The organism is Paracidovorax anthurii, from assembly GCF_003269065.1.
In the GTDB taxonomy this organism is placed as follows: Bacteria; Pseudomonadota; Gammaproteobacteria; order Burkholderiales; family Burkholderiaceae_C; genus Paracidovorax; species Paracidovorax anthurii.
On the sequence record NZ_QLTA01000037.1, the window covers coordinates 39,574 to 53,457 of the forward strand.

Annotated in this window: 11 protein-coding genes; 10 read left to right on the plus strand and 1 reads right to left on the minus strand. The window is 69.6% G+C overall.

Translation table 11 applies throughout. The annotated features are described in order from the left end of the window. The first annotated feature begins 60 nt into the window (after positions 1–60). From AX018_RS16840 to AX018_RS16850, 3 genes are all read left to right on the plus strand, one after another. A complete protein-coding gene (locus AX018_RS16840) occupies positions 61–564 on the plus strand; it encodes an LPS-assembly lipoprotein LptE (protein ID WP_211322459.1) in 504 nt (167 codons plus the stop codon). Positions 565–637: 73 nt separating this feature from the next. Next, on the plus strand, positions 638–1,690 hold the full coding sequence (gene holA, locus AX018_RS16845; RefSeq protein ID WP_111879513.1) for a DNA polymerase III subunit delta: 1,053 nt from the start codon (positions 638–640) through the stop codon (positions 1,688–1,690). Then, positions 1,687–3,012 carry an NAD(P)/FAD-dependent oxidoreductase gene (locus AX018_RS16850; protein ID WP_111879516.1) on the plus strand — a complete coding sequence of 442 codons (1,326 nt, stop codon included), beginning with the start codon at positions 1,687–1,689 and terminating at the stop codon, positions 3,010–3,012. Before holA ends, AX018_RS16850 begins: the two co-directional genes overlap by 4 nt. A 16-nt stretch (positions 3,013–3,028) precedes the next feature. Here AX018_RS16850 and AX018_RS16855 read toward each other — a convergent pair whose 3' ends face one another. Then, positions 3,029–3,349, minus strand: a complete 321-nt coding sequence (locus tag AX018_RS16855) for a hypothetical protein (RefSeq protein ID WP_245951617.1) — start codon at positions 3,347–3,349, stop codon at positions 3,029–3,031. A 51-nt stretch (positions 3,350–3,400) separates the two neighbouring features. Here AX018_RS16855 and AX018_RS16860 point away from each other — a divergent pair, with 51 nt between their 5' ends. The 7 genes from AX018_RS16860 to gshB all read left to right on the plus strand — a co-directional run bounded on the left by AX018_RS16860 (position 3,401) and on the right by gshB (position 13,463). After that, positions 3,401–4,708 (plus strand): glutamate-5-semialdehyde dehydrogenase, encoded by a 1,308-nt coding sequence (locus AX018_RS16860; RefSeq protein ID WP_111879517.1) that lies wholly within the window; start codon positions 3,401–3,403, stop codon positions 4,706–4,708. Between the two features lie 63 nt (positions 4,709–4,771). After that, positions 4,772–6,250, plus strand: a complete 1,479-nt coding sequence (trkA, locus tag AX018_RS16865; RefSeq protein ID WP_111879518.1) for a Trk system potassium transporter TrkA — start codon at positions 4,772–4,774, stop codon at positions 6,248–6,250. Between the two features lie 8 nt (positions 6,251–6,258). Continuing rightward, positions 6,259–7,752, plus strand: coding sequence for a TrkH family potassium uptake protein (locus AX018_RS16870; RefSeq protein ID WP_111879519.1), 1,494 nt, complete (start codon positions 6,259–6,261; stop codon positions 7,750–7,752). Between the two features lie 127 nt (positions 7,753–7,879). Continuing rightward, complete coding sequence (gene gshA / locus AX018_RS16875) at positions 7,880–9,175, plus strand: glutamate--cysteine ligase (RefSeq protein ID WP_111879520.1); 1,296 nt, start codon at positions 7,880–7,882, stop codon at positions 9,173–9,175. A 170-nt stretch (positions 9,176–9,345) separates the two neighbouring features. After that, a complete protein-coding gene (locus AX018_RS16880; RefSeq protein ID WP_111879521.1) occupies positions 9,346–11,214 on the plus strand; it encodes a potassium transporter Kup in 1,869 nt (622 codons plus the stop codon). Between the two features lie 86 nt (positions 11,215–11,300). Then, positions 11,301–12,491, plus strand: coding sequence for a benzoate/H(+) symporter BenE family transporter (locus AX018_RS16885; protein WP_111879522.1), 1,191 nt, complete (start codon positions 11,301–11,303; stop codon positions 12,489–12,491). Between the two features lie 24 nt (positions 12,492–12,515). After that, positions 12,516–13,463, plus strand: a complete 948-nt coding sequence (gene gshB / locus AX018_RS16890; protein WP_111879524.1) for a glutathione synthase — start codon at positions 12,516–12,518, stop codon at positions 13,461–13,463. The last annotated feature ends 421 nt before the right edge of the window (positions 13,464–13,884 follow it).

The window sequence follows — 13,884 nt, forward strand, 5'->3', positions numbered from 1 at the left end:
GGGCTGACTGACGCACGCCCTTCCCGAACCGAACCCTTCGCGAGAGAGAGAACCCGCCCCATGCTGCTGCGCAAACGCACGCTCCTCACCCTGCTGGCCACGGCGCCCCTGGCGGCCTGCGGCTTCCGCCTGCGCGGCGCGCCGGAGTTCCAGTTCCGCACCATGTACCTCCAGGCCGGCAGCTCGCCGCTCGCGCGCGAGCTGGAGCGCACGCTGCGCGGCGCGGGCGGCAACCTCACGGTGCTGCGCGAGCCCGCCGACCTGCCCAAGGCCGAGACGGTGTTCGAGCTGCTGTCGGAGCAGCGCGAGCGCGTCGTGGTGGGCTACAACGCGTCGGGCCAGGTGCGCGAGCTGCAGCTGCGCCTGCGCATCCGTTTCAAGCTGCGCAACCAGCAGGGCGTGGAACTCATCCCGCCCACCGAGCTGCTGCAGCAGCGCGACGTGAGCTACAACGAAAGCATCGCCCTCGCCAAGGAGGCCGAAGAGGCGCTGCTCTACCGCAACATGCAGACCGACCTCGTGCAGCAGCTGCTGCGGCGCCTGTCGGCGGCGCGTGTGCAGTGATTGCTATTTATTTAATAATGTGCAGTAAATACGGCGACGTGAAGCCCTTTTCGCCCATGATCCGCCCGCTGCCATGCCCATTGCGCTGAACCAGCTGGCCACGCACCTGCAAAAGGGCGTGCGCCCGCTCTATGTGCTGCACGGCGACGAGCCGCTGCTGCAGCAGGAGGCGGCCGACGCCATCCGCGCGGCCGCGCGCGCGCAGGGCTACACCGAGCGCAGCAGCCACACGGTGGCCGGCGCGCACTTCGACTGGAGCGCCGTGCTCGCCGCGGGCGGCTCGCTCTCGCTCTTCGCCGACAAGCAGATCGTGGAGATCCGCATTCCCTCGGGCAAGCCCGGCAAGGACGGCGGCGCGGCGCTGCAGCAGATCGCCGCCGGCGCCGCGGGCAACGAGGGCACGCTCACCCTGGTGCTGCTGCCGCGCCTGGACAAGGCCACGAAGACGGGCGCGTGGTTCATGGCGCTCGACCGCGAGGGCGTGAGCGTGCAGATCGACCCCGTGGAGCGCGGCGCGCTGCCCCAGTGGATCGCCCAGCGCCTCGCGGCCCAGGGCCAGCGCGTGGCGGCGGGCGAGGAGGGCCAGCGCACGCTGCAGTTCTTCGCCGACCGCGTGGAGGGCAACCTGCTCGCCGCGCACCAGGAGATCCAGAAGCTCGCGCTGCTGCACCCGCCGGGCGAGCTGTCGTGGGACCAGGTCGAGGCGGCCGTGCTCAACGTGGCGCGCTACGACGTGTTCAAGCTCTCCGAGGCCGTGCTCTCCGGCCAGGTGGCGCGCATGCAGCGCATGCTCGACGGCCTGCAGGCCGAGGGCGAGGCCGAGGTGCTGGTGCACTGGACGCTGGCCGAGGACATCCGCGCCCTGAAGCGCGTGAAGGACGCCGTGAACGCCGGCAAGCCCCTGCCCATGGCGCTGCGCGAGAACCGCATCTGGGGCCCGAAGGAGCGCCTCTTCGAGCGCATCGTGCCCCGCTTCTCCGACGCCGCCGCGGCGCGGCTGCTGCAGTCGGCCCACACGGTGGACGGCATCGTCAAGGGCCTGAAGGCGCCCGACTGGCCCGTGGACGGCTGGCAGGCGCTGCACCGCCTCGCGCTCCAGCTCTGCAAGGCCTGCGCGGCGCGATGAGCGCGCAGCGCGTGCCGGGGCCGCCCGCCGGGGCCATGCCGAACGGCTGGTCCGCGATCCTGCCGCCGCGCACGCCCGCACCGATGCTGCGCGGCGACCACCGGGCCGACTGGCTGGTGCTGGGCGCGGGCGTCGCGGGGCTGGCGGCCGCGCGGCGCATCGCCGAGCTGCGGCCGGCGTCGCGCGTCGTGCTGCTCGATGCCGGCACCGTGGGCGACAACGCCTCCGGCCGCAACTCGGGCTTCGCCATCGACCTGCCGCACAGCGTCGGCACCTCGCAGGAAGAGCTGCGGCAGGCCGCGCGCTACCAGCGCATCCTGGGCGCGGGCATGGACGCGCTGCAGGCCCTGGTGGCGCGCCATGCCATCGACTGCCAGTGGCGCCGGGCCGGAAAATTCCACTGCGCCGCGGGCGATGCAGCCGGGCGGGTGCTCGCGCGGCAGCGCGAGGAGCTGGAGCGCATCGGCGCCCCCTGCGAATGGCTGGACGCGCCGGCGCTGGCGCGGCGCCTGGGCTCGGCGGCTTTCCAGGCCGGCCTCTACACGCCGGGCACCGTGCTGCTCAATCCCGCCGCGCTCTGCCGGGGGCTGGCGGACGCGCTGCCCCCGCAGGTCGCGCTGTTCGAGAACACCCGCGTGCTCTCCGTGTCCCTCGGGGAAGCGCGCGTCGTGGCGCACACGCCGCAGGGGCGGGTGGAGGCGCCGCAGCTCTTCGTGGCCGCCAATGGCTTCGCGCGGCAACTGGGCCTGCTCGCCCGCGAGACGTTTCCGCTGGCCACCTTCGCTTCCTTGTCCGACCCGCTCACGCCCGACCAGCGCGCGCGGCTGGGCGCGCCGGAGGGCTGGGGCGCCACCCCCGTCAACGCCATCACCGGCGCGACGCTGCGCTACACCGACGACCACCGGCTGCTGGTGCGCCAGGGCATCGCCTACGCGCCGGGTATGCAGGCCCCGGCCGGCGCGTGCGAGCGGGCCCGGCGCGCGCACCGCGCCGTCTTCGACGCCCGCTTTCCGGCGCTGGCGGGCCTGCCCCTGCCGCATTTCTGGCAGGGCGCCATCGCCATGACGCGCAATGGCGCGCCGCGCTGGGGCGGGTTCGCGCCCCGCGTGCATGGCGTGGTCGGCTGCAACGGCGCGGGGCTGGTCAAGCACACGGCCCTGGCGATGCTGGCCGTGGACCAGGCGCTGGGCCAGGACCAGCCGCTCATCGCCGATGCCCTGGCGCTGGGCCGCCCCGCGCCGCTGCCGCCCGAGCCCTTCATGGGCTGGGGCGCGCGGGCCTACCTGGCGCGCGAGCGGTGGGCGGGCCGGGCCGAGGCCTGACGATCCGGTGCCGGGCTCAGCTCCCGGGTGGGCGGGCGAGCTGCTCGCGCGCCCGCGCCGCCCAGGTTTCCAGGCCCTCGATCAGGCCGCGCTGGCTGAAGGAGCAGCTTTCCTCCGAGAACAGCGCGCTGGATTCGAGCCGGTCCAGCAGGTCCGAGAGCACCTGCGCATAGCGCGGCGGCAGTGCCGGCAGCCGGGCGGCCTGGGCCCGCGCCTGTTCGCTGAAGGCGTGCGGGGTGATGCGCGTGTCCCGCAGGGCCGCGAGGGCCTCGGCGAAGGCGGACAACGGGTCGGCGGGGGCAGGGCCGTGCAACGCGGCGGCGGGCGGATGGGTCATGGCGCGAGGGTAGCAGCCGGCGCCCCCGGGAAACCCGACGCCGCGCGGGCGATGGACCGATGCGTCAAAATCGCGCCCATGAACGCGTCCCACATCGCCGAAACCCTCCATGCCCTCGGTTCCCAGGCCAAGGCTGCCTCCGCCCTGATGGCCCGGGCGCCATCGGCCGTCAAGAACCGGGCGCTGCTGGCGCTGGCCCGCCGCCTGCGCGAGAGCACCGCCGCGCTGCAGGCGGACAACGCCCGCGACCTCGACCGGGCCCGCGCCGCCGGCCTCGCCGAGCCGATGGTGGACCGGCTCAAGCTCACCCCCAAGGTGCTGGAGACCTGCGCGCTCGGCTGCGAACAGCTCGCCGCCATGGGCGACGTGATCGGCGAGATCTCCGGCATGCGCCAGCAGCCCAGCGGCATCCGCGTGGGACAGATGCGCGTGCCGATCGGCGTGTTCGGCATGATCTACGAGAGCCGCCCCAACGTGACCATCGAGGCCGCCAGCCTGAGCATCAAGAGCGGCAACGCCTGCATCCTGCGCGGCGGCTCCGAGGCCATCGACTCCAACCGCGCGCTCGCGCGGCTCGTGCAGGAGGCGCTGGCCGAGGCCGGCCTGCCCGGCGACGCCGTGCAGCTCGTGCAGACCACCGACCGCGAGGCCGTGGGCCACCTCATCGCCATGCCGCAGTACGTGGACGTCATCATCCCGCGCGGCGGCAAGGGCCTCATCGAGCGCATCAGCCGCGAGGCCAAGGTGCCCGTCATCAAGCACCTGGACGGCAACTGCCACACCTATGTCGACGACCCCTGCGACGTCGCCATGGCCGTGAGGGTGGCCGACAACGCCAAGACCCAGAAATACAGCCCCTGCAACGCGAGCGAGGGCCTGCTCGTGGCGCGCGGCGTGGCGGCGGAGTTTTTGCCGCAGATCGGCGCCGTCTATGCCGCCAAGGGCGTGGAGATGCGCGGCTGCCCCGAGTCGCTGGCACTGCTGGCCAGCGTGCCCGGCGCCGTGCTCGCGCCGGCCACCGAGCAGGACTGGTGCGAGGAATACCTCGCGCCCATCATCAGCATCAAGGTGGTGGAGGGCCTGGACGAAGCCATTGCCCACATCAACCGCTACGGCAGCCACCACACCGACGCGATCCTCACGCGCGACCACATGCACGCCCAGCGCTTCCTGCGCGAGGTCGATTCGGCCAGCGTGATGGTGAACGCGAGCACGCGCTTCGCCGACGGCTTCGAATACGGCCTGGGCGCCGAGATCGGCATCAGCACCGACAAGTTCCACGCGCGCGGCCCCGTGGGCATCGAGGGGCTCACCTCGCTCAAGTGGGTGGTGCTCGGCGAGGGCGACATCCGCAGCTGAGGCCCCAGGGCCGGGCGCGCCGCGAGGGCGCCCGGGCCGCTCCATTCCCGTTTCGTTCTCCGCATGAAGATCATCATCCTGGGCGCGGGCCGCGTGGGCCAGAGCGTGGCCGACAGCCTGGTGTCCGAGCAGAACGACATCACCGTCATCGACACCGATGCGCAGCGCCTGCGCGACCTGGAGTCGCGCTTCGACCTGCGCGGCGTGGTGGGCGACGGCATCGACCCCGAGGTGCTCGCGGAAGCGGGCGCGGCCGACACCGACCTGCTCATCGCCTGCGCCGCGCTGGACGAGACCAACCTCGTGTGCTGCAAGGTCGCGCAGCTCCTCTTCAACGTGCCGACCCGCATCGCGCGCGTGCGCTCCTCCGGCTTCGACACCGGCGACGGGCGCAGCGCCCTGCTGATGGGCAAGGACGGCTTCGCGGTGGACCGCATCATCTGCCCCGAGGAATCGCTCACGCGCTACATCGGCAAGCTCGTGCAGTACCCCGAGGCGCTGCAGGTGCGCGAGTTCGCGGGCGGGCGCGCCTGCCTCGTGTCGGTGCGGGCCCGGGCCGGCGCGCCCGTGGTGGGCATGCGCATCGCCGACATGCGCGCGAGCGCCCCCGACGTGGCCATGCGCGTGGTGGCGATCTACCGCCGCTTTCCCGAGGAGCCCGACCGCTTCGTGGCCTGCGACGGCGCCACGCGCATCGAGGCGGGCGACGAGGTCTTCGTGCTGGCGGCGCGCGAGACGATCCCGCGGGTGCTCGCCGCGCTGCACCGGCGCGACGGCCTGCCGCTGCGGCCCGTGCGCCGCATCATGGTCGCGGGCGGCGGGCGCGTGGGCCTGCGGCTGGCGCGCCAGCTCGCGCAGCAGGGCGGCTTCCACGTGAAGATCCTGGAGGCGAGCCCCGAGCGCTGCATCGAACTGGCCTCGGCGCTGCCCCCCGAGGTGCTGGTGCTGCAGGGCGATGCCACCGACGAGGACCTGCTGGGCGACGAGTGCATCGAAGAGGTGGACCTCTTCCTCGCGCTCACCGATGACGACGAGGACAACATCATGGCCTGCCTGCTCGCCAAGCGCATGGGCGCGAGCCGGGTGCTGTCGCTCATCAACCGCCGCTCCTACGCCGACCTGATGCACGGCACGCAGATCGACATCGCCCTCTCGCCCGCGCAGGCCATGCTGGGCGAGCTGCTGGCCTACGTGCGCCGCGGCGACGTGCAGGCCGTGCACAGCCTGCGCCGTGGCGTGGCCGAGGCGCTGGAGATCGTGGCGCGCGGCGACCGCAAGAGCTCGCGCGTGGTCGGCCGCAAGGTGGCCGACATCCACCTGCCGCACGACGTGCACATGGGCCTCATCGTGCGCGGCCTCTCCGAGGGCGCCTCGGCCGACGGGGGCGACGGCGCCTCCGTGCCGCCGGGCGAGCCCGAGGTGATCATTCCGCACAGCCACACGGTGATCGAGAGCGGCGACCACGTGGTCTTCTTCCTGCCCCACAAGCGGCTCGTGCGGGAGGTCGAGAAGGCCTTCCGCGTGAGCGCCACCTTCTTCTGACCGCGCCGATGGTGTCGCCCGCCGTCTCCGACGCCCTCGTGGACCTGCTGCCCGTGCTGCGCGTGTTCGGCGCGCTGCTGGCGATGTTCTCGCTGGCGCTGGGCGTGCCCCTCGCCGCCGCGTGGTGGGCTGGCGAGAGCCTCTGGCCGGTCTATGCCGCCGGCCTGGCGCTCACGCTCGCGAGCGGCGGCGCGCTGTGGTTCGGGCTGCGGCGCCACGCGCGCGAGCTGCAGCCGCGCCACGGCGTGATGCTGGTCTCCATGGTCTGGCTCGTGCTGCCGCTGTTCGCGGCGCTGCCCCTGATCGTGGCGCTGCACGCCATCGGCCGGCCCATCTCGTTCACGCATGCGTATTTCGAGGCGGTCTCTGGCCTCACCACCACGGGCTCGACGGTACTGGCCGGGCTGGACACGCTGCCGCTGTCGGTCAACATGTGGCGCACCTTCATGCAGTGGATCGGCGGCATGGGCATCCTGATCCTGGCCGTGGCGGTGCTGCCGCTGCTCGGCGTGGGCGGCAGCCAGCTCTTCAAGGCCGAGGCGGCGGGCCCCGTGAAAGACACCAAGCTCACGCCGCGCATGACCCAGACCGCCAAGGGGCTCTGGGGCGTGTACGCCGTCTTCTCGCTCGCCTGCGCGCTGGCCTTCTGGGCGGGGGGCATGTCCGTGCCCGATGCGCTCATGCACATGTTCGCCACCGTGAGCCTGGGCGGGCTCTCGTCCTACGACGCGAGCTTCGGCCACTTCCAGTCGCCGCTGCTGGAGGCCGTGGCGGTGGTGTTCATGGTGCTGGCGAGCTGCAATTTCGCGCTCTACTTCGTGGCGCTGCGCAAGGGCCACTGGCGCACCTGCTGGCGCGACCCGGAGCTGCGCGCCACCGTCTGCACGCTGCTGGGCAGCAGCCTCTTCGTGGCGCTGCTGCTCTGGGCCAAGGGCGTCTACGGCCTGCCGGACGCGCTGCGCCACGGGTTCTTCCACACCGTGTCGGTGGCCACCACGACGGGCTTCGCCACCACCGACTACCTGGGCTGGCCGGTGTTCGCGCCCGTGTTCCTGCTGATGCTCTCGGGCGTGGCCACCAGCGCGGGCTCCACGGGCGGCGGCATCAAGATGGTGCGCGTGCTCATCCTGCTGCAGCAGGCGCGCCGCGAGATGACGCGCCTCGTGCACCCGCGTGCCGTGCAGCCCGTGCGGCTGGGCCACGCGGTGGTCGAGAACCGCATGATCTTCTCGGTGCTCGCCTACATGCTGGTCTATGGCGCCACCATCACCGTGCTCAGCATGGTGCTGCTGCTCACCGACCTGGACGTGGTCACCGCCTTCAGCGCCGTCATCGCCAGCGTGCACTGCACCGGGCCGGGGCTGGGCCTGGTCGGGCCGGCGGCCAACTACGCGGTGCTGACCGATTTCCAGCTCTGGGTCTGCACGCTCGCCATGCTGCTCGGGCGCCTGGAGATCCTGAGCTTCATGGCCCTGCTCACCCCCGCGTTCTGGCGGCGGTGAGCGCGGCGCCGGGGCCGGCGCGCGGCGGCCCCCAAGGGGGCTTGCGAACCCGGTCCGTGCCCCCAAATCCCTACAATCGACTCCACTTTCGGCGCTTCGCCGCATTCCCCGTTTTTCGAGGGTTCCCATGGTTCCGCATCTCATCACCGCCCTCACGGGGCCGATCAACGAGCTCGAGCAGCGCATCCTGGACGCCATGCCCGCGATCGAGCGCTGGTTCCGGCTGGAGTGGATGGAGCACACGCCGCCGTTCTACACCTCGGTGGACATCCGCAACGCCGGCTTCAAGCTCGCGCCGGTGGACACCAACCTCTTTCCCGGCGGCTGGAACAACCTCACCACCGAGATGCTGCCGCTGGCCGTGCAGGCCGCCATGGCCGCGATCGAGAAGATCTGCCCCGAGGCGCGCAACCTGCTCATCGTGCCCGAGAACCACAGCCGCAACACGTTCTACCTCGCGAACGTGATCCAGCTGCAGCGCATCTTCAACATGGCCGGGCTCAACGTGCGCGTGGGCTCCATCAGCCCCGAGATCAAGAAGCCCACCACCGTCACGCTGCCCACCGGTGAATCCGTCACGCTGGAGCCCGTGGTGCGCAACAAGGGGCGACTGGGCCTCAAGAACTTCGACCCCTGCACCATCCTGCTCAACAACGACCTCTCCGCCGGCCCGCCGGGCATCCTGGAGGAGCTGCACGAGCAATACCTGCTGCCGCCGCTGCACGCGGGCTGGAGCGTGCGCCGCAAGAGCCGCCACTTCCAGAGCTACGAAGAGGTGTCCAAGCGCTTCGGCAAGCTGCTGGGCATCGACCCGTGGCTCATCCACCCGCTCTTCGGGCATTGCGAGGGCCTCGATTTCACGGAAGGCTCCGGCCTGGACGCCCTGCGCACGGCGGTGGACGCCCAACTGGCCAGGGTGCGGCGCAAGTACAAGGAATACGGCATCAACGAGAAGCCCTTCGTCATCGTCAAGGCCGACAACGGCACCTACGGCATGGGCGTCATGACCGTGCGCGACGCGAAGGAGCTCGACGCGATCAATCGCAAGACCAAGAACAAGATGGCCATCATCAAGGACGGCCAGACGGTCTCCGACGTCATCATCCAGGAAGGCGTGCTCACCCAGGAGCGCGTGCACGAGGCCGTGGCCGAGCCCGTCGTCTACATGATGGACCGCTACGTGGTCGGCGGCTTCTACCGCATGCACGCCGAGCGCGGCGTGGACGAGAACCTCAACGCCCCCGGCGCGAGCTTCGTGCCGCTCGCCTTCGAGCACAGCACCCACCTGCCCCAGCCCGGCGCCCGCCCCGGCGCGAGCGCGCCCAACCGCTTCTATATGTATGGCGTGATCGCGCGCCTGGCCATGCTGGCGGCCAGCTACGAACTCGAAGCCACCAACCCCGAGGCCGAAATCTACGAGTGACCCCGCTCGCGCTCCCGCCCGGCGCCTGCCACGGGCGGGCACGCGGCGCCAGGGGCAGTTGCTGCGCTGCAACAAGGAATGGCCACTCCGGAGCCGGCTGCGACAACTTGTCACAATAGCGGTCCCCCATTACCGGAACCCCGCCCGGCGCCGCGCCGGCGGGCCCTGCAGTGCAAAGCTCCAAATCCTCGCTTGCGGCGCTCACGCTCGGTGCCATCGGCGTCGTGTACGGCGACATCGGCACCAGCGTGCTGTATGCGGTCAAGGAAGTGTTCGGCTCGGGCCACGTGGCCTTCACGCCCCAGAACGTCTACGGCGTTCTCTCCATCCTCTTCTGGACACTGACCACCATCGTCTCGCTGAAATACGTCGTGCTCGTGCTGCGGGCCGACAACAACGGCGAAGGCGGCCTGATCGCCATGCTCGCGCTGGCCTCGCAGGCCGTGAAGGACAAGCCCCGGCTGCGCGGCGTGCTCCTGGGCATCGGGATCTTCGGCACCTCGCTCTTCTATGGCGACGGCGTCATCACCCCGGCGATCTCCGTGCTGTCTGCCGTGGAAGGCCTGGAGGTGGTGTCGCCCCACTTCGGCAAGGCCGTCATTCCCCTCACGCTGGTCGTGCTGTTCTGCCTTTTCGCCGTGCAAAAGCGCGGCACCGGCGGCATCGGGAGGTACTTCGGGCCCGTCACGCTCGTGTGGTTCGCCTCCATCGGCGTGCTCGGGGTGCCGCACATCATCGGGCACCCGGAGATCCTCGGCGCCCTGAGCCCGCACCACGCGCTCGGCTTCATCTGGAACAACCCCGGCACCAGCTTCATCATCCTGGGGGCCGTGGTCCTCTGCGTGACGGGCGCCGAGGCCCTCTACGCCGACCTCGGCCACTTCGGCAAGAAGCCGATCCGGCTCGCCTGGTTCAGCGTCGCCATGCCGGCGCTCACCGTCAACTATTTCGGGCAGGGCGCGCTCCTGCTCGCCGAGCCCGAGGCCGTCAAGAACCCGTTCTTCATGATGGCACCCGACTGGGCGCTCATCCCCCTGGTGATCCTGGCCACCATGGCCACCGTCATCGCGTCGCAGGCCCTCATCACCGGCGCCTTCAGCGTGACCAAGCAGGTCATCCAGCTGGGCTACCTGCCGCGCCTGAACATCCTGCACACCAGCGTGCGCGACACCGGGCAGATCTACATCCCGTTCGTCAACTGGGTGCTGTTCCTCGCCATCGTGATGGCCGTGGTCATGTTCCGCTCCAGCAGCAACCTCGCGGCCGCCTACGGCATCGCCGTGACGCTGGACATGCTCATCACCACCGTGCTCACCTTCTTCGTCATCCGTTACGGCTGGCGCTACCCGCTGGCGCTGTGCATCGGCGCGACGGGGTTCTTCTTCCTCGTGGACCTGGCCTTCTTCGCCTCCAACCTGCTCAAGCTGCTGCAGGGCGGCTGGTTCCCGCTGATGATCGGCTCCATCGTCTTCACGCTCATGATGACCTGGAAGCGCGGCCGCGCGCTGCTCAACGAGAAGCTGCGCGCAGACGCCATCGACCTCAGGGACTTCCTCACCGCCGTCTTCGTCAGCCCGCCCACGCGCGTGGATGGCACCGCCGTGTTCCTGACCGCCGAGCCCGGCGCCGTGCCCAATGCGCTATTGCACAACCTCAAGCACAACAAGGTGCTGCACCAGCAGAACCTGTTCGTCACGGTGCGCAGCCACGAGGTGCCCTGGATCGGCCTGGACCGCCGCCTGCAGGTCGAGCCCCTGGGCGGCGACTGCTGGCAGGTGGTGGTGCATTACGGCTTCAAGAACGACCCCGACCTGCCCGGCGCCCTCGAACTCATGCGCGGCCGGGGGTGCGAGCTGGAACCGATGACCACCAGCTATTTCCTGTCCCGCGACGTCGTGATCCCCACCATCGGCAGCGGCATGGCTCCCTGGCGCGAGAAGCTCTTCGCCCAGATGCACCACAACGCGAGCGGTGCCGCGGGCTTCCTCAACCTGCCCGGCAATTCCGTGGTGGAACTGGGGTCCAAGATCGAGATTTGAGGGTTTTGGGGCCTATGTCGCCGTGTTTGCTGCATAGTTTGCTATCGAAATAGGAGTGAATGCAGGGGTGACAGAATGCGCCCCCTATGCGCTCCTTCTTCAGAGATCTCAGCCTGTCGGCGGCCACGGCCGGCTTCGTGGCGGTGCTGGTCAGCTTCACCAGCTCCGCTGCCCTCGTCTTCCAGGCCGCCCAGGCCTTCGGGGCCACCACCGCCCAGATCAGCTCGTGGATGTGGGCCCTTGGGCTGGGCATGGGGCTGTGCTCCCTGGTTCCCTCGCTCATCCTGCGCCAGCCCGTGATGGTGGCGTGGTCCACGCCCGGCGCCGCCGTGCTGGCCGCTGCGGGGCTGGCGGGAGGGTATTCCATGGGCGAGGCCGTGGGGGCATTCATGCTTTGCGCCGCCATGATCACGGTCGCTGGGGCGACCGGCTGGTTCGAGCGCGTCATGGACCGGATTCCGGTGGAGATCGCCTCCGCCCTGCTGGCCGAGGTCCTGGCGCGCTTCGGCATGCAGGCCTTCGCCGCTGCCGAGACGGCGCTGCCCCTCGTGTTGCTCATGCTGGTGAGCTACCTGCTCGCCCGCCGCCTGCTGCCGCGCTATGCCATCGTGCTCACGCTGGCCGTGGCCGTGGCTTTCACCGCCGCCCGTGGCCAGATGGCCTGGCCGGCGGTGGCGTCCGGATGGGCCGTGCCGGTTTTCACCCGCCCCGAATTCAGCATCGCGGCCTTCGTGGGGCTGGCGCTGCCGCTCTTCATCGTCACGATGGCCTCGCAGAACCTCCCGGGCGTGGCCGTCATCCGGGCGGCCGGCTATCGCCTGCCGGTATCCCGCCTGGTCGCGATGACCGGCCTCGCCACGCTGGTGCTCGCGCCATTCGGTGCCTTCGCCCTCAACTTCAGCGCCATCACCGCCGCCATGTGCATGGGGCCCGAGGCGCACGAGGACCGCTCCCGCCGCTACACCGCGGCCGTGGCCTGCGGCGCGCTGTACATCCTGGTCGGTGTCTTCGGCGCGGTCGTCACGGCGCTGCTCACCGCATTCCCCCGGGAGCTGGTGGCGGCCATCGCCGGACTGGCGCTGCTCGGGACCATCGGTTCGGGCCTGGCCTCCGCGCTGCGCGACGACTTCCACCGGGAGGCGGCGCTGATCACCTTCCTCGTCACGCTCAGTGGCGTCGTGATCGGCGGGGTGGGGTCGGCATTCTGGGGCGTGGTGGCCGGCGTGTTCACGCTATTTGTGCAACAGTACGGGCGCCGCCGCGCCCGCGGTGCCTGACGCGATCCTTCCTGCTGCCTGACCATGAACCTTCTCTTCATCGCCGACCCCCTAGAGCACTTCAAGATCTACAAGGACACCACCTTCGCCATGATGCGGGAGGCCCAGCGCAGGGGCCACGCACTGAGCGCTTGCGAGCCGCGGCACGTCCGCTGGCAGAAAGGCTCCAAGGTCCTGGCCCGGGTGCGCGACATCCGGCTGACGGGCGAGGCGGACGCGTGGTTCGCGGTGTCGGGAGCACGTGACGTGGAATTGGCGGGGTTCGATGGCGTGCTCATGCGCAAGGACCCCCCCTTCGACAGCGAATACTTCTATGCCACCCATCTCCTCGAACAGGCGGAGAGGGAGGGCGCGCGCGTCTTCAACAAGCCCAGGGCCTTGCGCGATCACCCTGAAAAGCTGGCCATCATGGAGTTTCCCCAGTTCATCGGCCCCACGCTGGTGACACGCGATGCCCAGGACATCCGACGTTTTCATGCCGAGCACCAGGACATCATCCTCAAGCCCCTCGACGGCATGGGCGGAATGGGCATCTTCCGGGTGGGCGCGGACGGGCTCAATCTGGGCAGCATCATCGAAACCCTCAACCGCGAGGGCTCGCAGACCGTCATGGTGCAGAAATTCCTTCCCGAGATAGCGGAAGGCGACAAGCGCGTCCTCATCATCGGCGGTCAGCCCGTGCCTTATTGCCTGGCGCGCATTCCCCAAGGAACCGAAGTGCGGGGCAACCTGGCGGCGGGGGGCAAGGGGGTGGCGCGCCCGCTGACGGCCCGGGATCGCGAAATCGGAGAGGCCCTCGGTGCTGTCCTGCTCAAGCGGGGCATGCTGCTCGCGGGCGTGGACGTCATCGGCGACTGTGTCACGGAGATCAACGTGACAAGCCCGACCTGCTTCCAGGAAATCCATGACCAAACGGGCTGCGATGTCGCCTCGCTGTTCGTCGATGCGCTTGAAGAACAGCTCGAATCTTGAATAGGGTGAGTTTTTCTTGCTATACTAGCGGGCTTCGCTACTCAGAAACTCTGATTCTTCCGAGATGAGGTGGTGGTGGCGAGGATGGTGGTTTTGGAGAGAAGAGATTCTTTCTGCTGCGAGTTGTGCTGGTGTTAAAAACTGGTGTATGATTCAAGGCTTCGCTGATTGGGGCGGCTGCAACGAAGGTTGCGGCGGTTGAGAAAAGCGAATAACCACAAAGTTTGACAGGACTTTAAAAAAGCTGTTAGAATTCGAGGCTCTGCTGATTGCAGCAAAGCGAGAAGAAAAAAAGAGATTCTGACTTCTGGTTCATTAAAAATATACAGCCGATAAGCGTGGGCGTTTGATGGCGAGTGCCAAGTTCTTCGGAACTAGTGCTTAGCACTACAAACGCTCATGAGAATAGAAGTGAAGTTCA